The sequence below is a fragment of the Streptococcus mitis genome, assembly GCF_946190335.1.
In the GTDB taxonomy this organism is placed as follows: Bacteria; Bacillota; Bacilli; order Lactobacillales; family Streptococcaceae; genus Streptococcus; species Streptococcus mitis_CH.
Genome location: NZ_CAMHZN010000002.1, coordinates 105,361 through 127,727 on the forward strand (window position 1 = coordinate 105,361; position 22,367 = coordinate 127,727).

21 protein-coding genes are annotated in these 22,367 nt (G+C 41.2%); 19 read left to right on the forward strand and 2 right to left on the reverse strand.

The genetic code is table 11. The features are described 5' to 3' along the window. Window positions 1-73: 73 nt before the first annotated feature. On the forward strand, window positions 74-2,377 hold the full coding sequence (locus tag N8O43_RS04145; RefSeq protein WP_314726008.1) for a DNA translocase FtsK: 2,304 nt from the start codon (window positions 74-76) through the stop codon (window positions 2,375-2,377). A gap of 43 nt (window positions 2,378-2,420) precedes the next feature. Here the strand turns inward: N8O43_RS04145 and N8O43_RS04150 are convergent, their stop codons facing one another. Further along, complete coding sequence (locus N8O43_RS04150; RefSeq protein WP_261089527.1) at window positions 2,421-2,849, reverse strand: DUF6556 family protein; 429 nt, start codon at window positions 2,847-2,849, stop codon at window positions 2,421-2,423. A gap of 138 nt (window positions 2,850-2,987) precedes the next feature. On the opposite strand from N8O43_RS04150, the gene N8O43_RS04155 reads away from it, so the two are divergent. The 9 genes from N8O43_RS04155 (at window position 2,988) to N8O43_RS04195 (ending at window position 11,968) form a co-directional block, all read left to right on the forward strand. Beyond that, a complete protein-coding gene (locus N8O43_RS04155; protein WP_261089528.1) occupies window positions 2,988-4,130 on the forward strand; it encodes a cysteine desulfurase family protein in 1,143 nt (380 codons plus the stop codon). 8 nt (window positions 4,131-4,138) lie between these two features. Next, window positions 4,139-5,353, forward strand: a complete 1,215-nt coding sequence (thiI, locus tag N8O43_RS04160) for a tRNA uracil 4-sulfurtransferase ThiI (protein ID WP_261089529.1) — start codon at window positions 4,139-4,141, stop codon at window positions 5,351-5,353. Window positions 5,354-5,489: 136 nt separating this feature from the next. Next, window positions 5,490-6,314: an alpha/beta hydrolase gene (locus N8O43_RS04165; RefSeq protein WP_261089530.1), complete on the forward strand. Its 825-nt coding sequence runs from the start codon at window positions 5,490-5,492 to the stop codon at window positions 6,312-6,314. A gap of 20 nt (window positions 6,315-6,334) precedes the next feature. Then, window positions 6,335-7,075, forward strand: a complete 741-nt coding sequence (locus N8O43_RS04170; RefSeq protein WP_261089531.1) for an esterase family protein — start codon at window positions 6,335-6,337, stop codon at window positions 7,073-7,075. A 12-nt stretch (window positions 7,076-7,087) separates the two neighbouring features. Beyond that, complete coding sequence (locus N8O43_RS04175) at window positions 7,088-8,254, forward strand: ATP-grasp domain-containing protein (protein ID WP_261089532.1); 1,167 nt, start codon at window positions 7,088-7,090, stop codon at window positions 8,252-8,254. Between the two features lie 158 nt (window positions 8,255-8,412). Beyond that, the gene (gene gla / locus N8O43_RS04180) at window positions 8,413-9,282 is read left to right on the forward strand and encodes an aquaglyceroporin Gla (RefSeq protein WP_125393927.1); all 870 of its coding nucleotides are present in this window, start codon (window positions 8,413-8,415) and stop codon (window positions 9,280-9,282) included. Window positions 9,283-9,405: 123 nt separating this feature from the next. After that, window positions 9,406-10,131, forward strand: a complete 726-nt coding sequence (locus tag N8O43_RS04185; protein WP_261089533.1) for a CppA family protein — start codon at window positions 9,406-9,408, stop codon at window positions 10,129-10,131. After that, on the forward strand, window positions 10,128-11,063 hold the full coding sequence (locus N8O43_RS04190; protein WP_261089534.1) for a serine hydrolase domain-containing protein: 936 nt from the start codon (window positions 10,128-10,130) through the stop codon (window positions 11,061-11,063). Before N8O43_RS04185 ends, N8O43_RS04190 begins: the two co-directional genes overlap by 4 nt. Before the next feature lie 8 nt (window positions 11,064-11,071). Beyond that, window positions 11,072-11,968 carry a DMT family transporter gene (locus N8O43_RS04195; protein WP_261089535.1) on the forward strand — a complete coding sequence of 299 codons (897 nt, stop codon included), beginning with the start codon at window positions 11,072-11,074 and terminating at the stop codon, window positions 11,966-11,968. 42 nt (window positions 11,969-12,010) lie between these two features. On the opposite strand, the gene N8O43_RS04200 is transcribed toward N8O43_RS04195, so the two are convergent. Continuing rightward, window positions 12,011-12,709, reverse strand: a complete 699-nt coding sequence (locus N8O43_RS04200; RefSeq protein ID WP_000936193.1) for a GntR family transcriptional regulator — start codon at window positions 12,707-12,709, stop codon at window positions 12,011-12,013. A gap of 141 nt (window positions 12,710-12,850) precedes the next feature. On the opposite strand from N8O43_RS04200, the gene guaA reads away from it, so the two are divergent. The 9 genes from guaA to atpD all read left to right on the forward strand — a co-directional run bounded on the left by guaA (window position 12,851) and on the right by atpD (window position 22,363). Continuing rightward, window positions 12,851-14,413 carry a glutamine-hydrolyzing GMP synthase gene (guaA, locus tag N8O43_RS04205; RefSeq protein ID WP_261089536.1) on the forward strand — a complete coding sequence of 521 codons (1,563 nt, stop codon included), beginning with the start codon at window positions 12,851-12,853 and terminating at the stop codon, window positions 14,411-14,413. 357 nt (window positions 14,414-14,770) lie between these two features. Then, window positions 14,771-16,057, forward strand: coding sequence for a peptidase U32 family protein (locus N8O43_RS04210; protein WP_084920952.1), 1,287 nt, complete (start codon window positions 14,771-14,773; stop codon window positions 16,055-16,057). A gap of 304 nt (window positions 16,058-16,361) precedes the next feature. After that, window positions 16,362-16,562 carry a F0F1 ATP synthase subunit C gene (locus N8O43_RS04215; RefSeq protein WP_001054559.1) on the forward strand — a complete coding sequence of 67 codons (201 nt, stop codon included), beginning with the start codon at window positions 16,362-16,364 and terminating at the stop codon, window positions 16,560-16,562. A gap of 32 nt (window positions 16,563-16,594) precedes the next feature. Next, on the forward strand, window positions 16,595-17,308 hold the full coding sequence (gene atpB, locus N8O43_RS04220) for a F0F1 ATP synthase subunit A (protein ID WP_261022734.1): 714 nt from the start codon (window positions 16,595-16,597) through the stop codon (window positions 17,306-17,308). 13 nt (window positions 17,309-17,321) lie between these two features. Then, entirely contained in the window at window positions 17,322-17,816 is a 495-nt protein-coding gene (gene atpF / locus N8O43_RS04225) for a F0F1 ATP synthase subunit B (RefSeq protein WP_261065281.1), read from the forward strand. After that, window positions 17,816-18,352, forward strand: coding sequence for a F0F1 ATP synthase subunit delta (locus N8O43_RS04230; protein WP_261022731.1), 537 nt, complete (start codon window positions 17,816-17,818; stop codon window positions 18,350-18,352). The genes atpF and N8O43_RS04230 overlap by 1 nt, the downstream gene beginning before the upstream one ends. A gap of 14 nt (window positions 18,353-18,366) precedes the next feature. Continuing rightward, on the forward strand, window positions 18,367-19,872 hold the full coding sequence (gene atpA, locus N8O43_RS04235) for a F0F1 ATP synthase subunit alpha (protein ID WP_000996629.1): 1,506 nt from the start codon (window positions 18,367-18,369) through the stop codon (window positions 19,870-19,872). Window positions 19,873-19,887: 15 nt separating this feature from the next. Further along, window positions 19,888-20,766 carry a F0F1 ATP synthase subunit gamma gene (locus N8O43_RS04240; protein ID WP_000301216.1) on the forward strand — a complete coding sequence of 293 codons (879 nt, stop codon included), beginning with the start codon at window positions 19,888-19,890 and terminating at the stop codon, window positions 20,764-20,766. Window positions 20,767-20,956: 190 nt separating this feature from the next. Then, on the forward strand, window positions 20,957-22,363 hold the full coding sequence (gene atpD, locus N8O43_RS04245; protein ID WP_000094357.1) for a F0F1 ATP synthase subunit beta: 1,407 nt from the start codon (window positions 20,957-20,959) through the stop codon (window positions 22,361-22,363). The last annotated feature ends 4 nt before the right edge of the window (window positions 22,364-22,367 follow it).

Sequence of the window (22,367 nt, forward strand, 5' to 3'; positions counted from 1 at the left end):
TAAAAAGATTGGACCGCTTGGTGCAGTCTTTTTCTCTTTCCGAAATGCCTGTGAAATATGGTATAATAGAAGAATGGTAAACAAGAATACAAGTAAAACAAGACGGAGACCGTCTAAAGCAGAACTCGAAAGAAAAGAAGCGATTCAACGGATGTTGATTTCGTTAGGAATCGCGCTTTTATTGATTTTCGCAGCCTTCAAATTAGGGGCTGCAGGTATAACCCTTTACAATCTAATTCGCTTGCTGGTGGGTAGCCTAGCTTATCTGGCAATATTTGGCATCCTACTCTATCTCTTCTTTTTCAAGTGGATACGAAAACAGGAAGGGCTCCTATCTGGCTTTTTCACCATATTTGCAGGTTTGCTCTTGATTTTTGAGGCCTACTTAGTTTGGAAATATGGTTTGGATAAGTCGGTATTAAAAGGGACCATGGCTCAGGTTGTGACGGATTTAACTGGCTTTAGAACAACCAGTTTTGCTGGAGGTGGCTTGATTGGGGTCGCTCTTTATATGCCAATCGCCTTTCTCTTCTCAAATATCGGTACCTACTTTATTGGTTCTATCTTGATTTTAGCTGGAGCCCTCCTAGTCAGTCCTTGGTCTGTTTACGATATTGCTGAATTCTTCAGTAGAGGCTTTGCCAAATGGCGGGAAGGGCATGAGCGTCGAAAAGAGGAACGCTTTGTCAAACAAGAAGAAAAAGCTCGTCAAAAGGCTGAGGAAGATGCTAGATTAGAACAAGAAGAGACTGAAAAAGCCTTACTCGATTTGACTCCTGTTGATATGGAAACAGGTGAAATTCTGACTGATAATGTTGTGCTTGACGTTCCTCCTGTTCCAGAAGAAGAGTGGGTGGAACCAGAAATCATCCTGCCTCAAGCTGAACTTGAATTCCCTGAACAGGAAGATGGCTCAGATGATGAAGATGTTCAGGTCGATTTTTCAGCCAAGGAAGCCCTCGAATACAAACTTCCAAGCTTACAACTCTTTGCCCCAGATAAACCAAAAGACCAGTCTAAAGAGAAGAAAATCGTTCGGGAAAATATCAAAATTCTAGAAGAAACCTTTGCTAGCTTTGGTATCAAGGTAACAGTTGAACGGGCTGAAATTGGACCATCAGTAACCAAGTATGAAGTCAAGCCAGCAGTGGGTGTAAGGGTCAACCGCATTTCCAATCTCGCAGACGACCTTGCTCTAGCCTTGGCAGCCAAGGATGTTCGAATCGAAGCACCTATCCCAGGGAAATCCCTGGTCGGAATCGAAGTACCCAACTCTGAGATTGCTACTGTGTCCTTCCGCGAACTATGGGAACAATCTCAAACGAAAGCTGAAAATCTCTTGGAAATTCCTTTAGGGAAGGCTGTTAATGGCACTGCAAGAGCATTTGATCTTTCTAAAATGCCCCACTTGCTAGTCGCAGGTTCAACGGGTTCAGGTAAGTCGGTCGCCGTTAACGGCATTATCGCTAGCATCCTCATGAAGGCGAGACCTGACCAAGTTAAATTTATGATGGTCGATCCCAAGATGGTTGAGTTATCTGTTTACAATGATATTCCCCACCTCTTGATTCCAGTCGTGACCAATCCACGTAAGGCTAGCAAAGCCCTGCAAAAGGTTGTGGATGAGATGGAAAATCGTTATGAACTCTTTGCAAAGGTAGGAGTTCGTAATATTGCAGGCTTTAATGCCAAGGTAGAAGAGTTCAATGCCCAGTCTGAGTACAAGCAAATTCCGCTACCGCTCATTGTCGTGATTGTGGATGAGTTGGCTGACCTTATGATGGTGGCCAGCAAGGAAGTGGAAGATGCCATTATTCGTCTTGGGCAGAAGGCGCGTGCTGCCGGTATCCACATGATTCTTGCAACCCAGCGTCCATCCGTTGATGTCATTTCTGGTCTAATCAAGGCCAATGTCCCATCTCGTGTCGCTTTCGCAGTTTCATCAGGAACAGACTCCCGTACTATTTTAGATGAAAATGGAGCTGAGAAACTGCTTGGTCGAGGAGATATGCTCTTTAAACCAATCGATGAAAATCATCCAGTTCGTCTCCAAGGCTCCTTTATCTCGGATGATGATGTTGAACGCATCGTAAACTTCATCAAGGCTCAGGCTGATGCGGACTACGATGAGAGTTTTGATCCAGGTGAGGTTTCTGAAAATGAAGGTGAATTTTCAGATGGTGAATCTGGTGGAGATCCGCTTTTTGAAGAAGCCAAGGCTTTGGTAATCGAAACCCAGAAAGCCAGCGCATCTATGATTCAGCGTCGTTTATCAGTTGGATTTAACCGTGCGACCCGTCTCATGGAAGAACTTGAGATGGCAGGTGTCATTGGTCCAGCTGAAGGTACCAAGCCAAGAAAAGTTTTACAACAATAAAAAATAGCTTCTTTCCAGGTTTGGAAGGAGGCTATTTTAGTGATTATTGATTAGTTTTATTTTCCGAAGTTGGGGTATTGGACTGTTTTTCATTTTCAGTAGTGGGTTTACTTGGAGCAGGAGTAGTAGATTCCTGAGTTGCTGCTTTCTGCTCTTCTCTTTTCTCTTCCTTGACGCTAGATTTTGGTGTTTCCTCTTGCTGTGTTTTTTCTTGAGAAGTGTTGTTTTCCTTATTGGGACTAGTGTTTTCCTGAGGGGATTCCTTTTGAATTTCTTTGACAATGGTTGTCGTCTGGCTTGTCGTAGGTTCTTTTTTAGTATTTTTGTTATTATCCAAGGCGTTCATGATCGTGATACTTGCGGTAATTAAGCCGAGGATACTACCGATAGTAGCAACGGTTTTTTGAAAGACTGTAAAGCCTTTTTTGATGTGTTCTGTTTTTGGTTTTGAAGTTCTACGATAATTAGACATACATTCTCTCCTTTAATTAAAATTTATTATACCGCATTTCTTTAAAAAAATCTTAAAAAAAGAGGAATTGCCCTTTCTTGTCGCAAGCTCCGTTTCATGATACAATAGAAGGAGTGATTTTAGAAAGCGTGAGAAAACATGATTTACTTTGATAATTCGGCGACGACCAAGCCCTATCCTGAAGCCCTTGAAACCTATATGCAGGTCGCTTCAAAAATTTTAGGAAATCCATCTAGTCTTCATCGTTTAGGGGACCAGGCAACACGAATCTTAGATGCTTCTCGCCAACAGATTGCAGATTTAATTGGTAAGAAAAGCGATGAAATCTTCTTTACTTCTGGTGGGACAGAAGGAGATAACTGGGTCATCAAGGGTGTGGCCTTTGAAAAAGCTCAATTTGGAAAGCACATCATTGTATCAGCCATTGAACATCCGGCAGTCAAAGAGTCAGCCCTCTGGTTGAAAAGTCAAGGATTTGAAGTGGATTTTGCTCCAGTTGATAACAAAGGATTTGTGGATGTTGAAGCGTTAGCAGATTTGATACGACCTGATACGACCCTCGTTTCCGTCATGGCTGTGAACAATGAAATCGGCTCGATTCAACCTATTCAAGCTATTTCAGAACTGTTAGCAGACAAGCCGACTATTTCCTTCCACGTTGATGCGGTTCAGGCGCTTGCCAAGATTCCGACTGAAAAGTATCTGACAGAACGAGTGGATTTCGCGACTTTCTCTGGTCACAAGTTCCACGGAGTTCGTGGTGTTGGTTTTGTCTATATCAAGTATGGCAAGAAGATTACGCCTCTTTTAACAGGTGGTGGTCAGGAGCGAGATTATCGTTCGACAACTGAAAATGTGGCAGGAATTGCAGGGACAGCCAAGGCTCTCCGTTTATCTATGGAAAAGCTAGATATCTTTACTAGCAAGACTGGGCAGATGAAGGCAGTGATTCGCCAAGCCCTTCTGGACTACCCAGATATTTTTATCTTCTCAGATGAGGAAGACTTTGCCCCTCATATCCTGACTTTTGGAATCAAAGGTGTTCGTGGAGAAGTCATCGTTCACGCTTTTGAAGACTATGATATTTTCATCTCAACGACCTCTGCTTGTTCGTCCAAGGCTGGGAAACCTGCAGGCACCTTGATTGCAATGGGAGTGGATAAAGATAAGGCCCAGTCAGCTGTGCGTCTTAGTTTAGACCTTGAAAATGATATGAGTCAGGTCGAGCAGTTTTTGACCAAGTTAAAATTAATTTACAATCAAACTAGAAAAGTAAGATAGGAGCATTCATGCAATATTCAGAAATGTTGATTCGCTACGGTGAGCTGTCAACCAAGGGTAAAAACCGTATGCGTTTCATTAATAAACTTCGCAATAATATTTCAGACGTTTTGTCTATCTATCCCCAGGTAAAAGTAACCGCTGATCGCGACCGTGCCCATGCTTACCTCAATGGAGCAGATTACACAGCAGTAGCAGAATCGCTCAAACAAGTATTTGGGATTCAAAACTTTTCCCCTGTTTATAAGATTGAAAAATCTGTAGAAGTTCTGAAGTCTTCTGTGCAAGAGATTATGCAGGACATCTACAAGGAAGGTATGACCTTTAAGATTTCTAGCAAGCGTAGTGACCACAACTTTGAACTCGACAGTCGTGAACTCAACCAAACGCTTGGAGGAGCTGTTTTTGAAGCCATTCCAAATGTGCAAGCTCAGATGAAAAATCCTGATATCACTCTTCAGGTGGAGATTCGTGAGGAAGCTGCTTATCTTTCCTATGAAACCATTCGTGGAGCAGGTGGTTTGCCAGTGGGTACTTCTGGTAAGGGGATGCTCATGTTGTCAGGAGGTATTGATTCACCCGTTGCAGGTTATCTAGCTCTTAAGCGTGGGGTAGATATCGAGGCGGTTCATTTTGCCAGCCCACCTTACACGAGTCCTGGTGCTCTTAAAAAAGCGCAGGATTTGACTCGTAAATTGACCAAGTTTGGGGGAAATATCCAGTTTATCGAAGTGCCTTTTACTGAGATTCAAGAAGAAATCAAGGCTAAAGCGCCAGAAGCCTATCTCATGACCTTGACCCGTCGTTTTATGATGCGGATTACCGATCGTATTCGTGAGGTACGAAATGGTTTGGTTATTATCAATGGGGAAAGTCTAGGACAAGTAGCCAGCCAAACCCTTGAAAGCATGCAGGCTATCAATGCAGTTACCAACACTCCTATCATCCGTCCAGTTGTGACCATGGATAAGTTGGAAATCATCGATATTGCACAGGCAATCGATACCTTTGATATTTCTATCCAGCCTTTTGAAGACTGTTGTACCATTTTTGCACCTGACCGTCCTAAGACCAATCCTAAGATTAAGAATGCGGAGCAGTACGAAGCACGTATGGATGTTGAAGGTTTAGTTGAGAGAGCTGTGGCTGGAATCATGATTACTGAGATTACACCGCAGGCTGAAAAAGATGAAGTGGATGACTTGATTGACAATCTGCTCTAATCAGAAAATCCAGAAGAATTTAGAAAAATAGATGAAAAAGTTAGTTTTTAATTCCAAAAGCGGAAGAAAAACTAACTTTTTTTCTATAATTGTGATATAATAAAATAAAATTTTGAATATAGAGAGTTTTCTGACAATGAATCAATCCTACTTTTATTTAAAAATGAAAGAACACAAACTCAAGGTTCCTTATACAGGTAAGGAGCGCCGTGTGCGTGTTCTTCTGCCTAAAGATTATGAGAAAGACACGAATCGTTCCTATCCTGTTGTTTACTTTCATGACGGGCAAAATGTTTTTTATAGCAAGGAGTCTTTCATTGGTCATTCATGGAAGATTATCCCAGCTATTAAGCGCAATCCTGATATCAGTCGCATGATTGTCGTTGCTATTGATAATGATGGTATGGGGCGGATGAATGAGTATGCGGCTTGGAAGTTCCAAGAATCTCCTATCCCAGGGCAGCAGTTTGGTGGTAAGGGTGTGGAGTATGCCGAGTTTGTTATGGAGGTGGTCAAACCTTTTATCGATGAGACCTACCGTACCAAAGCTGACCGCCAGCATACGGCTATGATTGGTTCCTCACTAGGAGGCAATATTACCCAGTTTATCGGTTTGGAATACCAAGACCAAATTGGATGTCTCGGGGTCTTTTCATCTGCTAACTGGCTCCATCAAGTAGCCTTTAATCGCTATATTGAACGCAAGAAACTATCGCCTGACCAGCGTATCTTTATCTATGTTGGAACTGAAGAAGCAGATGATACGGACAAGACCCTGATGGCTGGTAATATCAAACAAGCCTATATCGATTCGTCTCTTCGGTATTACCATGATTTGATAGCAGGTGGGGTACACTTAGATAATCTTGTCTTGAAAGTTCAATCTGGTGCCATCCATAGTGAAATCCCTTGGTCGGAGAATTTACCAGACTGTCTGAGATTTTTTGCAGAGAAATGGTAAGTTAGAAAAGGAGAAAGCCAATGCATATTGAAAACCTTAGCCACTGGAGTGGCAATCTTAACCGTGAAATGTACCTTAATCGTTATGGACATGCAGGGATTCCAGTTGTGGTCTTTGCTTCATCAGGTGGTAGTCACAATGAATACTATGATTTTGGCATGATTGATGCTTGTGCTTCTTTTATCGAGGAAGGCCGTGTTCAGTTCTTTACCCTATCCAGTGTAGATAGTGAGAGCTGGTTGGCCACTTGGAAAAATGGTCATGACCAAGCAGAGATGCACCGTGCCTACGAGCGTTATGTGATTGAGGAGGCTATTCCTTTTATCAAGCACAAGACAGGTTGGTTTGATGGTATGATGACGACAGGTTGCTCCATGGGCGCCTACCATGCACTCAATTTCTTCCTTCAGCATCCAGATGTCTTTACCAAGGTGATAGCTCTTAGTGGTGTTTACGACTCACGTTTCTTTGTCGGTGATTACTACAATGACGATGCTATTTACCAAAACTCGCCAGTAGATTATATCTGGAACCAAAACGACGGCTGGTTTATTGATCGTTATCGTCAGGCAGAGATTGTGCTGTGTACGGGTCTTGGAGCCTGGGAACAAGACGGTTTGCCATCCTTCTACAAGCTTAAAGAAGCCTTTGACCAGAAACAAATTCCAGCCTGGTTTGCTGAATGGGGACACGATGTCGCCCACGACTGGGAATGGTGGCGCAAACAAATGCCTTATTTCCTTGGCAATCTCTATTTATAAAAGGAGTTACTTATGAATTACCTTGTTATTTCTCCCTACTATCCACAAAACTTTCAACAGTTTACCATTGAACTAGCTAATAAAGGCATCACAGTCTTGGGAATTGGCCAAGAACCATACGAGCAATTGGATGAGACCTTGCGCAATAACCTGACTGAGTATTTCCGTGTTGACAATCTTGAAAATGTAGACGAAGTCAAGCGCGCTGTTGCTTTTCTCTTTTATAAACATGGCCCAATTGACCGTATCGAGTCCCATAATGAATACTGGCTAGAACTGGACGCAACACTCAGAGAACAATTCAATGTTTTTGGTGCCAAACCAGAAGACCTCAAAAAGACTAAATTTAAGTCTGAAATGAAGAAACTTTTCAAAAAAGCAGGTGTCCCCGTGGTACCTGGAGCTGTTATCCATACGGAAGAAGATGTTGATCAAGCTGTGAAAGAAATCGGCCTTCCAATGATTGCAAAACCTGATAATGGAGTGGGAGCAGCGGCCACCTTTAAGCTTGAGACAGAAGACGATATCAATCACTTCAAGGCAGAGTGGGACCATTCAACCGTTTATTTCTTTGAAAAATTTGTCACTTCTAGCGAAATTTGTACCTTTGATGGTCTTGTGGATAAGGACGGAAAAATTGTCTTTTCAACAACCTTTGACTACGCCTATACACCGCTTGATCTTATGATTTACAAGATGGACAATTCCTACTATGTTCTTAAGGACATGGATCCCAAATTACGTAAATATGGTGAGGCAATTGTTAAAGAATTTGGTATGAAAGAACGTTTCTTCCATATCGAGTTTTTCCGCGAAGGGGATGATTACATCGCCATTGAGTACAATAACCGCCCTGCAGGTGGTTTCACTATTGATGTTTATAACTTTGCCCATTCCTTGGACCTCTATCGTGGATATGCATCCATTGTCGCAGGAGAAGAGTTCCCAGCGTCAGACTTTGAACCTCAGTATTGTTTGGCTACATCACGTCGTGCAAATGCTCATTATGTCTATTCTGAGGAGGACTTGATTGCTAAATACAGCCAGCATTTCAAGGTTAAAAAAATTATGCCAGCGGCCTTTGCAGAACTTCAAGGAGATTACCTTTATATGCTGACAACTCCGAGTCGACAAGAAATGGAGCAGATGATTGCAGATTTCGGACAACGTCAAGAATAAGAACTCTCGGATTAAGGAAATGCACCTCCTTAATCCTTTTGTTTTTTATAAGAAATAAAATCGCTTTCTTATATAATCTTTCGGAAAAGTAGTTGCTAAAAGATATAAAAATTGATAGAATAAGGATTGTCTAAAAAATTTTAAGGAGAATCTATCAAATGGATTTCACATGGGCAATTAAATATGCCACTGAATTTTTGGGAACTGCTATTTTGATCATTCTTGGTAATGGTGCAGTTGCTAACGTTGAACTTAAAGGTACGAAAGGTCACCAAAGTGGCTGGCTCGTTATCGCTGTTGGTTACGGTATGGGGGTTATGATTCCAGCTTTGATGTTTGGTAACGTATCAGGTAACCACATCAACCCAGCCTTCACTCTTGGACTTGCAATCAGCGGTCTCTTCCCTTGGGCGCAAGTAGCGCCTTATATCCTTGCACAAGTTTTGGGTGCTATCTTTGGTCAAGCCTTGGTTGTGGCAACACACCGCCCATACTACTTGAAAACTGAAAATCCAAACAATATCCTGGGTACTTTCTCAACAATCTCAAGTTTGGATCAAGGTACAAAAGAATCACATTTTGCAGCAACTGTTAATGGTTTTGTAAATGAGTTTGTTGGATCATTTGTTCTTTTCTTTGCAGCCCTTGGAATGACTAAAAACTTCTTTGGTTCTGAAGTGCTTCAATACATGAAACAAATGGCTAGCCAAGCAGGTCAAAATGTTGACTTTTCTGATTTAGCAATCAAAGCTCAAGTAGCACCACATACTGCTTCAGGACTTTCAGTAGCTCACTTGGCACTTGGATTCCTTGTTATGGCCTTGGTAACATCACTTGGTGGACCTACAGGACCTGCCTTAAACCCAGCCCGTGACTTGGGGCCACGTCTCCTTCATGCTTTCCTTCCAAAATCAGTTCTTGGTGAGCACAAAGGCGATTCAAAATGGTGGTATTCTTGGGTACCAGTAGTAGCACCAATCGCAGCAGCAATTGCGGCAGTAGCTATCTTCAAATTCCTTTACCTATAAGAAATTGAAACCGAGGAAATCCTCGGTTTTTTAGATGAAATTTTACGAAAAAAAGGTAAATCTGAGCATAATTTCTTGTAAAAAATTCTAAAATCCTTTAAAATAAAAGAGTTGGAGGAATTTATGAATGTAAATCAGATTGTACGGATTATTCCTACTTTAAAAGTTAATAATAGAAAATTAAATGAAACATTTTATATTGAAACCCTTGGCATGAAGGCCTTGTTAGAAGAATCAGCCTTTCTATCACTAGGTGATCAAACAGGTCTAGAAAAGCTGGTTTTAGAAGAAGCTCCAAGTATGCGCACTCGTAAGGTAGAGGGAAGAAAAAAATTAGCTAGATTGATTGTCAAGGTGGAAAATCCCTTAGAAATCGAGGCCTTATTAGCTAAAACAGATTCGATTCATCGATTATATAAAGGTCAAAATGGCTACGCTTTTGAAATTTACTCTCCAGAAGATGATTTGGTTTTGATTCATGCGGAAGATGACAGAGAAAATCTAGTAGAAGTAGGAGAAAAACCTGAGTTTCAAACAGATCTGGAGTCAATTTCTTTAAGTAAATTTGAGATTTCTATGGAATTACATTTTCCAACTGATATCGAAAGTTTCTTGGAAGTATCTGAAATTGGGGTGTCACTTGATTTTATCCCAGCTCAGGGTCAAGATTTGACTGTGGACAATACGGCTACTTGGGACTTATCTATGCTCAAGTTCTTGGTCAATGAACTAGATATAGAAAGTCTGCGCCAGAAGTTTGAGTCTACCGAATATTTTATTCCTAAGTCTGAAAAATTCTTCCTTGGTAAAGATAGAAATAATGTTGAATTGTGGTTTGAAGAAGTATGAAGTGGACCAAGATTATTAAAAAAATAGAAGAACAAATCGAGGCAGGGATTTATCCCGGAGCCTCTTTTGCGTATTTTAAGGACAATCAATGGACGGAGTTCTATTTAGGCCAGAGTGACCCAGAGCATGGCTTGCAGACTGAGGCAGGACTAGTTTATGATCTAGCCAGTGTCAGCAAGGTTGTTGGGGTAGGTACTGTTCTCACCTTCTTGTGGGAAAGAGGTCAATTAGATATTGACAGACCAGTAACCGATTTTTTACCTGAAAGTGATTATCCAGACATCACTATTCGCCAGCTCTTAACCCACTCTACAGATCTTGATCCTTTTATTCCCAATAGGGATCTTTTAGCAGCCTCAGAATTAAAGGACGCGATGTTTCATCTCAACAGACGAAGTCAGTCAGCCTTTCTTTATTCGGATGTCCATTTTTTGCTGTTAGGTTTTATCTTGGAAAGAATCTTTAATCAAGACTTGGATGTGATTTTACAAGAACAAGTGTGGAATCCTTGGAGAATGACGGAAACCCAGTTTGGTCCTGTTGAACTTGCTGTTCCAACAGTTAGAGGTGTAGAGGCAGGTCTGGTACATGATCCCAAGGCTCGCCTCCTAGGCAGACATGCTGGTAGTGCTGGTTTGTTTTCGACTGTAAAGGATTTACAAATTTTTTTAGAACACTATTTAGCAGATGATTTTGCAAGAGATTTGAGTCAAAATTTTTCTACTTTGGATGACAAGGAACGTTCTTTAGCATGGAATTTGGAAGGAGATTGGCTAGACCATACGGGCTATACAGGTACCTTTATCATGTGGAATCGTCAGAAGCAAGAAGCGGTCATTTTCCTATCGAATCGTACCTATGAAAAGGATGAGAGGGCTCAATGGATTATAGACCGCAATCAAGTGATGGACTTGATTCGCAAAGAAGAGTAAGGAGAGACATGTCAAACAGTTTAAAAGGGACTCTATTAACAGTTGTGGCTGGGATTGCTTGGGGCTTGTCAGGAACGAGTGGCCAATACCTGATGGCACATGGAATTTCGTCTCTGGTTTTAACTAACTTACGACTTTTAATCGCCGGTGGGATTCTCATGGTCTTGGCTTATGCTACTGCAAAGGATAGAATGCTGGCCTTTTTAAAGGATAGAAAGAGTTTGCTGTCTCTTCTTATTTTTGCTCTAATTGGTCTCTTCCTCAACCAATTCGCCTATCTAACTGCTATTCAGGAGACCAATGCAGGAACGGCGACGGTGCTTCAGTATGTTTGTCCTGTCGGGATTTTGATTTATAGCTGTATCAAAGATAAGGTGGCACCGACACTGGGAGAGATTATTTCAATCATATTAGCCATTGGGGGGACCTTCCTGATTGCAACTCATGGGCAATTGGACCAGTTATCCATGACACCTGCAGGCCTGTTCTGGGGTCTCTTTTCTGCTCTGACTTACGCACTTTATATCATTTTGCCCATATCCTTGATTAAGAAGTGGGGGAGCAGTTTGGTCATTGGTGTGGGAATGGTCATAGCAGGTTTGGTCGCCCTTCCTTTTACAGGAGTTCTACGGACTGTTATCCCAACTAGTCTTGATTTTCTCCTCGCTTTTGCGGGCATTATTCTTATCGGGACTGTCTTTGCCTATACAGCCTTCTTAAAGGGAGCCAGTTTGATTGGACCGGTTAAGTCAAGTTTGTTGGCTTCAATTGAACCAATCTCGGCGGTTTTCTTTGCCTTCCTAATTATGAATGAACAATTTTATCCTATTGATTTTCTTGGTATGGCAATGATTTTAATTGCAGTCACTTTGATTTCGTTGAAAGATTTATTGTTAGAGAAATAAAAAAGACTCTTTGTCCGTGACAGAGAGTTTTTGCCTAGTAATCTAATTATTCTCAAGATAAAATTCAAAACGTTCGCCTACATATTGACTTTTTACATATTCAAAAGCAGTACCATCTTCTAGGTAGGAAACCTGAGTCAGCCCAAGAATAGCATGTCCTTTTTCAACTTCCAAATAGTGGGCAATTTTTTCCTTAGCGAGACGAGCATAAATAGTCTGCTGTGATTTGCCTATACGGTAGCCGTGTTTTTGCAAGGTTTGGAAGAAATGACTAGTGATTTCTTCTTTTTTAAAGTCCTTAATGAATTTTTCAGGAATAGAAGCAACTTCATAAACCAGAGGAACTTGGTCGGCATAGCGAACACGTTCCATTCGGATAATATTTTCGGTAGGAGAAATTCCTAGCTTGGCAACTTCCTGTTCATTGGGAATGGTTTTTCTGTAGGAAATGAGTTGGCTAGAGGGTACTTTACCTTGTGATTTGACAATTTCAGTAAAACTGGTTGTCCCTCGCATCTTTTCTTGTACACGTGTACTGGATACAAAGGTGCCACTTCCAACTCTGCGCTCAAGAACACCTTCTTCGACTAATAGAGATACGGCTTGACGGAGGGTCATGCGACTGACCTCAAACTGCTCTGCTAAATCTCGTTCACTAGGAAGCCTCTCCCCGATAGCCCAACGATGTTCGTCAATATCTTTTTTAATCTGATCATGGATTTTCATATAAGCGGGTAGCATATTTTTCACTTCATTTCTATCTTTTCTCTATTGTACCCCAATAAACTAGAAAAAGTCAAACTTCGCCTTGTTTAGTTGGTAATTCGCCCTTATTTGTGATAGAATATTGAAAAAAGATATTTCTTTTGAGAAAGGAAAAAGATGAGCAACATTTCAACTGATTTGCAAGATGTAGAAAAAATCATCGTATTGGACTATGGTAGCCAATATAACCAGCTGATTTCACGCCGTATCCGTGAGATTGGCGTTTTTTCAGAACTAAAGAGCCATAAAATTTCAGCTGCTGAAGTTCGTGAAATTAACCCTGTAGGAATTATCCTTTCAGGTGGTCCAAATTCGGTATACGAAGATGGTTCATTCGATATTGACCCAGAAATCTTCGAACTCGGAATTCCTATTTTGGGAATTTGTTACGGTATGCAGTTATTGACCCATAAACTTGGAGGAAAAGTTGTTCCTGCAGGTGATGCTGGGAATCGTGAATACGGTCAATCAACCCTAACTCACGCACCATCAGCTCTTTTTGAATCAACACCAGACGAGCAGACTGTTTTGATGAGCCATGGTGATGCGGTTACTGAAATTCCTGCTGACTTTGTTCGTACAGGTACATCTGCTGACTGCCCATACGCAGCCATTGAAAACCCAGATAAACACATTTATGGTATCCAATTCCACCCAGAAGTTCGTCATTCTGTATACGGAAATGATATCCTTCGTAACTTTGCCCTTAACATTTGTAAGGCTAAAGGCGACTGGTCAATGGATAACTTCATTGATATGCAGATCCAAAAAATTCGTGAAACCGTCGGTGATAAACGTGTCCTTCTTGGTCTATCAGGTGGTGTTGACTCTTCAGTTGTTGGAGTTCTTCTCCAAAAAGCGATTGGCGATCAATTGATCTGTATCTTCGTGGATCACGGTCTTCTTCGTAAAGGAGAAGCGGACCAAGTTATGGACATGCTTGGTGGTAAGTTTGGTTTGAATATTGTCAAAGCAGACGCTGCTAAACGTTTCCTTGATAAACTTGCTGGCGTTTCTGATCCTGAACAAAAACGTAAAATCATCGGTAACGAATTTGTGTATGTCTTTGATGACGAAGCAAGTAAGCTCAAAGATGTGAAATTCCTTGCTCAAGGTACCTTATACACAGACGTTATCGAGTCTGGTACAGATACAGCTCAAACTATCAAGTCACACCACAACGTGGGTGGTCTTCCAGAAGACATGCAATTTGAATTGATCGAACCACTCAACACTCTCTATAAAGATGAAGTTCGTGCCCTTGGTACAGAGCTTGGTATGCCAGACCATATCGTATGGCGCCAACCATTCCCAGGACCAGGACTTGCGATCCGTGTCATGGGTGAAATAACTGAAGAAAAACTTGACACAGTTCGCGAATCAGACGCTATCCTCCGTGAAGAAATTGCCAAAGCAGGTCTTGACCGCGATATCTGGCAATACTTCACAGTGAACACAGGCGTTCGTTCAGTTGGTGTTATGGGTGACGGTCGTACTTATGACTATACGATTGCAATCCGTGCGATCACTTCTATCGATGGTATGACAGCTGACTTTGCAAAGATTCCTTGGGAAGTTCTTCAAAAGATTTCTGTACGTATCGTAAACGAAGTGGACCACGTTAACCGTATCGTCTACGACATTACAAGTAAACCACCTGCAACAGTAGAGTGGGAGTAGTCATCTAAGGACTAATTTATGTAGTGTAATTAGCCAGTATCTTTGGATACTGGTTTTTACTTTTCTAGACTTTTGGGCTACTTGTTAAAACTGGGTTAATTTTCGACAGTTTATCAGTCATTATGCAAATCATATACTCAATGAAAATCAAAGAGCAAACTAGAAAGCTAGACGCAGGTTTCTCAAAATACTGTTTTGAGGTTGCAGATGGAAGCTGATGTGGTTTGAAGAGATTTTCGAAGAGTATTAAAAGATTAGAATTGTCAAAACAATCTGTCTAGGCTTGATTTTATCACTTATTTACTATAAAATGAGAAGGAAAAACGTCAAACTTTTATATTGCAAATAGGAGAAAACATGACAAAAACATTAAAACGTCCTGAGGTTTTATCACCTGCAGGGACTTTAGAGAAGCTAAAAGTAGCTGTTCAGTATGGAGCAGATGCTGTCTTTATCGGTGGTCAGGCCTATGGTCTTCGTAGCCGTGCCGGAAACTTTACTTTCGAACAGATGGAAGAAGGTGTCCAGTTTGCGGCTAAGTATGGTGCTAAGGTTTATGTGGCTGCCAACATGGTTATGCACGAAGGAAATGAAGCTGGTGCTGGTGAGTGGTTCCGTAAACTACGTGATATCGGCATTGCGGCAGTTATCGTGTCTGATCCAGCCTTGATTATGATTGCGGCTACAGAAGCACCAGGTCTTGAAATCCACCTCTCTACCCAAGCAAGTGCCACAAACTATGAAACCCTTGAGTTTTGGAAGGAACTGGGCTTAACTCGTGTCGTTTTGGCGCGTGAGGTTTCGATGGAAGAATTAGCTGAAATCCGCAAACGTACAGACGTTGAGATTGAAGCCTTTGTCCACGGAGCCATGTGTATTTCTTACTCTGGTCGTTGTACACTTTCAAACCACATGAGTATGCGTGATGCTAACCGTGGTGGATGCTCTCAGTCTTGCCGTTGGAAGTACGATCTTTACGATATGCCATTTGGTCAAGAACGCAAGAGTTTGAAAGGTGAAATTCCTGAAGAATTTTCAATGTCAGCCGTTGATATGTCTATGATTGACCATATCCCGGATATGATTGAAAATGGTGTGGACAGTCTAAAAATCGAAGGACGCATGAAGTCTATTCACTATGTTTCAACAGTAACCAACTGCTACAAGGCGGCTGTTGATGCTTATCTAGAAAGTCCAGAAAAATTTGAAGCTATCAAACAAGATTTGGTGGACGAGATGTGGAAGGTTGCCCAACGTGAATTAGCAACAGGTTTTTACTATGGTACACCATCTGAAAATGAGCAGTTGTTTGGTGCTCGCCGTAAAATTCCTGAGTACAAGTTTGTTGCTGAAGTAGTTTCTTATGATGAAGCGACACAAACAGCGACCATTCGCCAACGGAACGTGATTAATGAAGGAGACCAAGTTGAGTTTTATGGCCCAGGTTTCCGTCATTTTGAAACTTATATCGAAGATTTGCACGATGCCAAAGGCAATAAAATCGACCGTGCTCCAAATCCAATGGAACTTTTGACAATCAAGGTTCCACAACCTGTTCAAGCAGGAGACATGGTTCGTGCATTAAAAGAAGGACTCATCAATCTCTATAAGGAAGATGGAACCAGCGTCACAGTTCGTGCTTAATAAACATGTAGGAAACGAAAGATTTCCTTTTAATCCTACTTACTAAAAGAGCATTAGGTTAAAGAAAATATATTAATTTCCATCCGAGATTTCATCTCGGATTTTTTCAACATTTTTCAGAAATGTCTAGATAATGGTCGGATTTATTACAAGTTTTTTACAAAGTTTTCTATATAGTATGCTTAAAAATAGTAAAATTGTAAATAATTTTCATTAAACGCTTTCAATGTTAGTAAAAAGTTGACAAATCCAATTTTTAGGACTAAACTAAGTAAGTAAATTTTAATTAAAAGGAGAATTCGTCATGAATTTAACATTTTTTGGTCTATGTCTTGCCTGTATGGGTGTATCTCTTGGTGAGGGTATGTTGATGAATGGTTTGTTGAAATCAGTTGCTCGCCAACCAGATATTATCGCTGAGTTTCGTAGCTTGATGTTTTTAGGGGTTGCCTTTATTGAAGGAACTTTCTTCGTAACTCTTGTCTTCTCATTTATTATTAAATAACGAAATATAAATTGGAGAAGGGAGAATGTTAGATGGAAGAAAGTATCAATCCAACCATCAATATTGGTCCTGTTACCTTTGATTTAACTTTGACAGCCTTGACTTTGCTGTCTGTGTTTCTGATTTTTGCATTTATCTATTGGGCAAGTCGTAATATGACTTTGAAACCCAAAGGTAAACAAAATGTACTAGAGTATCTCTATGATTTTGTAAATGGATTTACAGAACCTAACCTTGGTTCCCACTACATGAAAGATTACTCACTCTTTTACTTATGCTTATTTCTTTTTATGGTCATCGCCAATAATCTTGGTTTGATGGCTAAACTTCAAACAACAGATGGAACAAACCTTTGGACATCGCCAACTGCAAATCTTTCATTTGACCTTGTCTTGTCTTTCTGTATTATTGTGATGGCGCATATTGAGGGGATTCGTCGTCGTGGGATTAAACAATACCTAAAAGGTTTTGTAACTCCTGCATTTATGACACCGATGAATCTACTTGAAGAAGTCACGAATTTCCTTTCTCTTGCTTTGCGGATTTTTGGGAATATCTTTGCAGGTGAAGTAATGACAAGTTTGCTTCTCTTACTTTCACATCAGGCTATTTTTTGGTATCCAATCGCATTTGGAACAAACTTAGTTTGGACTGCATTTTCCGTGTTCATTTCTTGTGTACAGGCCTATGTCTTTACACTATTATCCTCTATGTACCTAGGAAATAAAATTAATGATGAAGAGTAGAAAGGAGTAACTGATGCACGTAACAGTAGGTGAATTAATTGGTAATTTTATTTTAATCGCTGGCTCTTTTATCCTTTTGCTAGTCTTGATTAAAAAATTTGCATGGTCTAATATTACAAGCATTTTCGAAGAAAGAGCTGAAAAAATTGCTTCAGATATTGACAGAGCTGAAGAAGCACGTAAAAAAGCGGAAGTATTGGCTCAAAAACGCGAAGATGAATTGGCTGGTAGCCGTAAAGAAGCTAAGACAATCATTGAGAATGCGAAAGAAACAGCTGAGAAAAGTAAGGCTAGTATTTTAGCAGATGCTAAACTAGAAGCAGGACGCTTAAAAGAAAAAGCAAACCAAGAAATTGCTCAAAACAAAGCTGAAGCTTTACAAAGCGTTAAGGGTGAGGTAGCAGATTTAACAATCAGCTTAGCTGGTAAAATCATCTCACAAAACCTTGACGGTCATGCCCATAAAGAACTCATTGATCAGTATATCGATCAGCTAGGAGAAGCTTAATGGACAAGAAAACAGTAAAGGTAATTGAAAAATACAGCATACCTTTTGTCCAATTGGTACTTGAAAAAGGAGAAGAAGACCGTATCTTTTTAGACTTGACTCAAATCAAGCAAGTTGCTGAAGAAACAGGTTTACCTTCTTTTTTAAAAAAAGTGGCAGTAGACGAGTCTGACAAGGAAAAAACGATTGCTTTCTTCCAAGACTCAGTGTCACCTTTATTGCAAAACTTTATCCAGGTTCTGGCATACAACCACAGAGCAAGTCTTTTTTATGATGTACTTGTAGATTGCTTGAACCGACTTGAAAAAGAAACAAATCGATTTGAAGTGACGATTACTTCTGCTCATCCTCTAACTGATGAACAGAAGAGTCGCTTGCTCCCTTTGATTGAGAAAAAAATGTCTCTTAAAGTAAGGAGTGTAAAAGAACAAATCGATGAAAGTCTTATTGGTGGTTTTGTCATTTTTGCCAATCACAAGACAATTGATGTGAGTATTAAACAACAACTTAAAGTTGTTAAAGAAAATTTGAAATAGAAAGTGGTGTTCTTTTGGCAATTAACGCACAAGAAATCAGCGCTTTAATTAAGCAACAAATTGAAAATTTCAAACCCAATTTTGATGTGACTGAAACAGGTGTTGTAACCTATATCGGGGACGGTATCGCGCGTGCTCACGGCCTTGAAAATGCCATGAGTGGAGAGTTGTTGATTTTTGAAAACGGCTCTTATGGTATGGCTCAAAACTTGGAGTCAACAGACGTCGGTATTATCATCTTGGGTGACTTTACAGATATCCGTGAAGGCGATACAATCCGCCGTACAGGTAAAATCATGGAAGTCCCAGTAGGTGAAAGCCTGATTGGTCGTGTTGTGGATCCGCTTGGTCGTCCGGTTGACGGTCTTGGAGAAATCCATACTGATAAAACTCGTCCAGTAGAAGCACCAGCTCCTGGTGTTATGCAACGTAAGTCTGTATCAGAACCATTGCAAACTGGTTTGAAAGCTATTGACGCCCTTGTACCGATTGGTCGTGGTCAACGTGAGTTGATTATCGGTGACCGTCAGACAGGGAAAACAACCATTGCGATTGATACAATCTTGAACCAAAAAGGTCAAGATATGATCTGTATCTATGTTGCGATTGGACAAAAAGAATCAACAGTTCGTACACAAGTAGAAACACTACGTCAGTACGGTGCCTTGGACTACACAATCGTTGTGACAGCCTCTGCTTCACAACCATCTCCATTGCTCTTCCTAGCTCCTTATGCTGGGGTTGCCATGGCGGAAGAATTTATGTACCAAGGTAAGCATGTTTTGATCGTTTATGATGATTTATCAAAACAAGCGGTAGCTTATCGTGAACTGTCTCTCTTGCTTCGTCGTCCTCCAGGTCGTGAAGCTTTCCCAGGGGATGTTTTCTACCTTCACAGCCGTTTGCTTGAGCGCTCAGCTAAAGTTTCTGATGAACTTGGTGGTGGATCAATTACAGCCCTACCATTTATCGAGACACAAGCAGGAGATATCTCTGCCTATATCGCAACCAACGTGATTTCTATCACTGATGGACAAATCTTCCTTGGTGATGGTCTTTTCAATGCAGGTATTCGTCCAGCTATCGATGCGGGTTCATCTGTATCTCGTGTAGGTGGTTCTGCACAAATCAAAGCAATGAAAAAGGTTGCTGGTACACTTCGTATCGACCTTGCTTCATACCGTGAGTTGGAAGCCTTCACTAAGTTTGGTTCTGACTTGGACGCAGCAACACAGGCTAAGTTGAACCGTGGACGTCGTACAGTTGAAGTCTTGAAACAACCTGTTCACAAACCATTGCCTGTTGAGAAACAAGTAACCATTCTCTATGCTTTGACACACGGTTTCTTGGATACTGTTCCAGTAGATGATATTGTTCGTTTCGAGGAAGAGTTCCATGCCTTCTTTGATGCTCAACATCCAGAGATTTTGGAAACCATTCGTGATACAAAAGACTTGCCAGAAGAAGCAGTCTTGGATGCTGCGATTACAGAGTTTCTCAATCAAACCAGCTTCCAATAAGAATAGAGGTGTCAGATGGCAGTATCTCTAAATGATATTAAAACAAAAATCGCCTCAACAAAAAATACGAGTCAAATCACTAATGCTATGCAAATGGTATCAGCTGCTAAGCTTGGTCGCTCTGAAGAAGCTGCTCGCAACTTCCAAGTTTACGCTCAGAAAGTCCGCAAACTCTTGACAGATATCCTCCATGGTAATGGAGCTGGTGGTTCAACCAATCCGATGTTGATTAGCCGTCCTGTGAAGAAGACAGGCTATATCGTCATCACTTCAGACCGCGGTTTGGTTGGAGGTTATAATTCTTCTATTCTGAAAGCCGTTATGGAGTTGAAAGAAGAATACCATCCAGACGGTAAAGGTTTTGAAATGATCTGTATTGGTGGAATGGGAGCTGATTTCTTTAAGGCTCGCGGTATTCAACCACTTTATGAATTACGTGGCTTGGCGGATCAGCCTAGCTTTGATGAAGTTCGTAAGATTATTTCAAAAACAGTTGAAATGTACCAAAATGAACTTTTTGATGAGCTCTATGTTTGCTACAACCACCATGTCAATACGCTAACTAGTCAAATGCGTGTGGAACAAATGCTTCCGATTGTTGACTTGGATCCAAATGAAGCGGATGAAGACTACAGCTTAACTTTTGAATTGGAAACCAGCCGAGAAGAAATTTTGGAGCAGTTGTTGCCTCAGTTTGCAGAAAGTATGATTTACGGGGCTATTATCGATGCCAAGACAGCTGAAAATGCTGCTGGTATGACAGCCATGCAAACAGCGACAGATAATGCTAAGAAAGTCATTAATGATTTGACAATTCAGTATAACCGTGCCAGACAGGCGGCGATTACACAAGAAATTACAGAAATCGTAGCAGGAGCTAGTGCCTTAGAATAGGCTCTAGTCCAGCTCGTATGAAAATGAACTTATACTCAATGAAAATCAAAGAGCAAACTAGGAAGCTAGCCGCAGGCTGTACTTGAGTACGGTAAGGCGACGCTGACGTGGTTTGAAGAGATTTGCGAAGAGTATTAGGACCTAGTTGAGCTAGGAACTGACAGTATCTTATATAGAATAGGAGAAGGAGATGAGTTCAGGTAAAATTGCTCAGGTTATCGGTCCCGTTGTAGACGTCTTGTTTGCAGCAGGGGAAAAACTTCCTGAGATTAACAATGCACTTGTCGTCTACAAAAATGACGAAAGAAAAACAAAAATCGTCCTTGAAGTAGCCTTAGAGTTGGGAGATGGTATGGTTCGTACTATCGCCATGGAATCAACAGATGGTTTGACTCGTGGAATGGAAGTATTGGACACAGGTCGTCCAATCTCTGTACCAGTAGGTAAAGAAACTTTGGGACGTGTCTTCAATGTTTTGGGAGATACCATTGACTTGGAAGCTCCTTTTACAGAAGACGCAGAGCGTCAGCCGATTCATAAAAAAGCTCCAACTTTTGATGAGTTGTCTACCTCTTCTGAAATCCTTGAAACAGGGATTAAGGTTATCGACCTTCTTGCCCCTTACCTAAAAGGTGGTAAGGTTGGACTTTTCGGTGGTGCCGGGGTTGGTAAAACCGTCTTAATCCAAGAATTGATTCACAACATTGCCCAAGAACACGGTGGTATTTCAGTATTTACCGGTGTTGGGGAACGTACTCGTGAGGGGAATGACCTTTACTGGGAAATGAAAGAATCAGGCGTTATCGAGAAAACAGCCATGGTATTTGGTCAGATGAATGAGCCACCAGGAGCACGTATGCGTGTTGCTCTTACTGGTTTGACAATTGCTGAATATTTCCGTGATGTGGAAGGCCAAGACGTGCTTCTCTTTATCGATAATATCTTCCGTTTCACTCAGGCTGGTTCAGAAGTATCTGCCCTTTTGGGTCGTATGCCATCAGCTGTTGGTTACCAACCAACACTTGCTACGGAAATGGGTCAATTGCAAGAGCGTATCACATCAACCAAGAAGGGTTCTGTAACCTCTATCCAGGCTATCTATGTGCCAGCGGATGACTATACTGACCCAGCACCAGCAACAGCCTTCGCTCACTTGGACTCAACAACTAACTTGGAACGTAAGTTGGTACAATTGGGTATCTACCCAGCCGTTGACCCACTTGCTTCAAGCTCACGTGCCTTGGCACCTGAAATCGTTGGAGAAGAGCACTATGCAGTTGCTGCTGAAGTAAAACGTGTTCTTCAACGTTACCATGAATTGCAAGATATCATTGCTATCCTTGGTATGGATGAGCTTTCTGATGAAGAAAAGACCTTGGTTGCTCGTGCCCGTCGTATCCAGTTCTTCTTGTCACAAAACTTCAACGTTGCGGAACAATTTACTGGTCAGCCTGGTTCTTATGTTCCAGTAGCTGAAACTGTTCGTGGCTTTAAGGAAATCCTTGATGGTAAACACGACCACTTGCCAGAAGATGCCTTCCGTGGTGTAGGTTCTATCGAAGATGTGATTGCAAAAGCTGAAAAAATGGGATTTTAAGAGG

Coding starts and splice junctions, on each gene's coding strand:
- N8O43_RS04190 (WP_261089534.1), top strand. CDS start 10,128: ATGAAGTGGACCAAGATTATTAAAAAAATAGAAGAACAAATCGAGGCA.
- N8O43_RS04170 (WP_261089531.1), top strand. CDS start 6,335: ATGCATATTGAAAACCTTAGCCACTGGAGTGGCAATCTTAACCGTGAA.
- atpB (WP_261022734.1), top strand. CDS start 16,595: ATGGAAGAAAGTATCAATCCAACCATCAATATTGGTCCTGTTACCTTT.
- N8O43_RS04175 (WP_261089532.1), top strand. CDS start 7,088: ATGAATTACCTTGTTATTTCTCCCTACTATCCACAAAACTTTCAACAG.
- N8O43_RS04155 (WP_261089528.1), top strand. CDS start 2,988: ATGATTTACTTTGATAATTCGGCGACGACCAAGCCCTATCCTGAAGCC.
- atpD (WP_000094357.1), top strand. CDS start 20,957: ATGAGTTCAGGTAAAATTGCTCAGGTTATCGGTCCCGTTGTAGACGTC.
- N8O43_RS04195 (WP_261089535.1), top strand. CDS start 11,072: ATGTCAAACAGTTTAAAAGGGACTCTATTAACAGTTGTGGCTGGGATT.
- N8O43_RS04145 (WP_314726008.1), top strand. CDS start 74: ATGGTAAACAAGAATACAAGTAAAACAAGACGGAGACCGTCTAAAGCA.
- N8O43_RS04150 (WP_261089527.1), bottom strand. CDS start 2,849: ATGTCTAATTATCGTAGAACTTCAAAACCAAAAACAGAACACATCAAA.
- N8O43_RS04215 (WP_001054559.1), top strand. CDS start 16,362: ATGAATTTAACATTTTTTGGTCTATGTCTTGCCTGTATGGGTGTATCT.
- N8O43_RS04185 (WP_261089533.1), top strand. CDS start 9,406: ATGAATGTAAATCAGATTGTACGGATTATTCCTACTTTAAAAGTTAAT.
- N8O43_RS04240 (WP_000301216.1), top strand. CDS start 19,888: ATGGCAGTATCTCTAAATGATATTAAAACAAAAATCGCCTCAACAAAA.
- guaA (WP_261089536.1), top strand. CDS start 12,851: ATGAGCAACATTTCAACTGATTTGCAAGATGTAGAAAAAATCATCGTA.
- N8O43_RS04200 (WP_000936193.1), bottom strand. CDS start 12,709: ATGCTACCCGCTTATATGAAAATCCATGATCAGATTAAAAAAGATATT.
- N8O43_RS04165 (WP_261089530.1), top strand. CDS start 5,490: ATGAATCAATCCTACTTTTATTTAAAAATGAAAGAACACAAACTCAAG.
- N8O43_RS04210 (WP_084920952.1), top strand. CDS start 14,771: ATGACAAAAACATTAAAACGTCCTGAGGTTTTATCACCTGCAGGGACT.
- N8O43_RS04230 (WP_261022731.1), top strand. CDS start 17,816: ATGGACAAGAAAACAGTAAAGGTAATTGAAAAATACAGCATACCTTTT.
- thiI (WP_261089529.1), top strand. CDS start 4,139: ATGCAATATTCAGAAATGTTGATTCGCTACGGTGAGCTGTCAACCAAG.
- gla (WP_125393927.1), top strand. CDS start 8,413: ATGGATTTCACATGGGCAATTAAATATGCCACTGAATTTTTGGGAACT.
- atpF (WP_261065281.1), top strand. CDS start 17,322: ATGCACGTAACAGTAGGTGAATTAATTGGTAATTTTATTTTAATCGCT.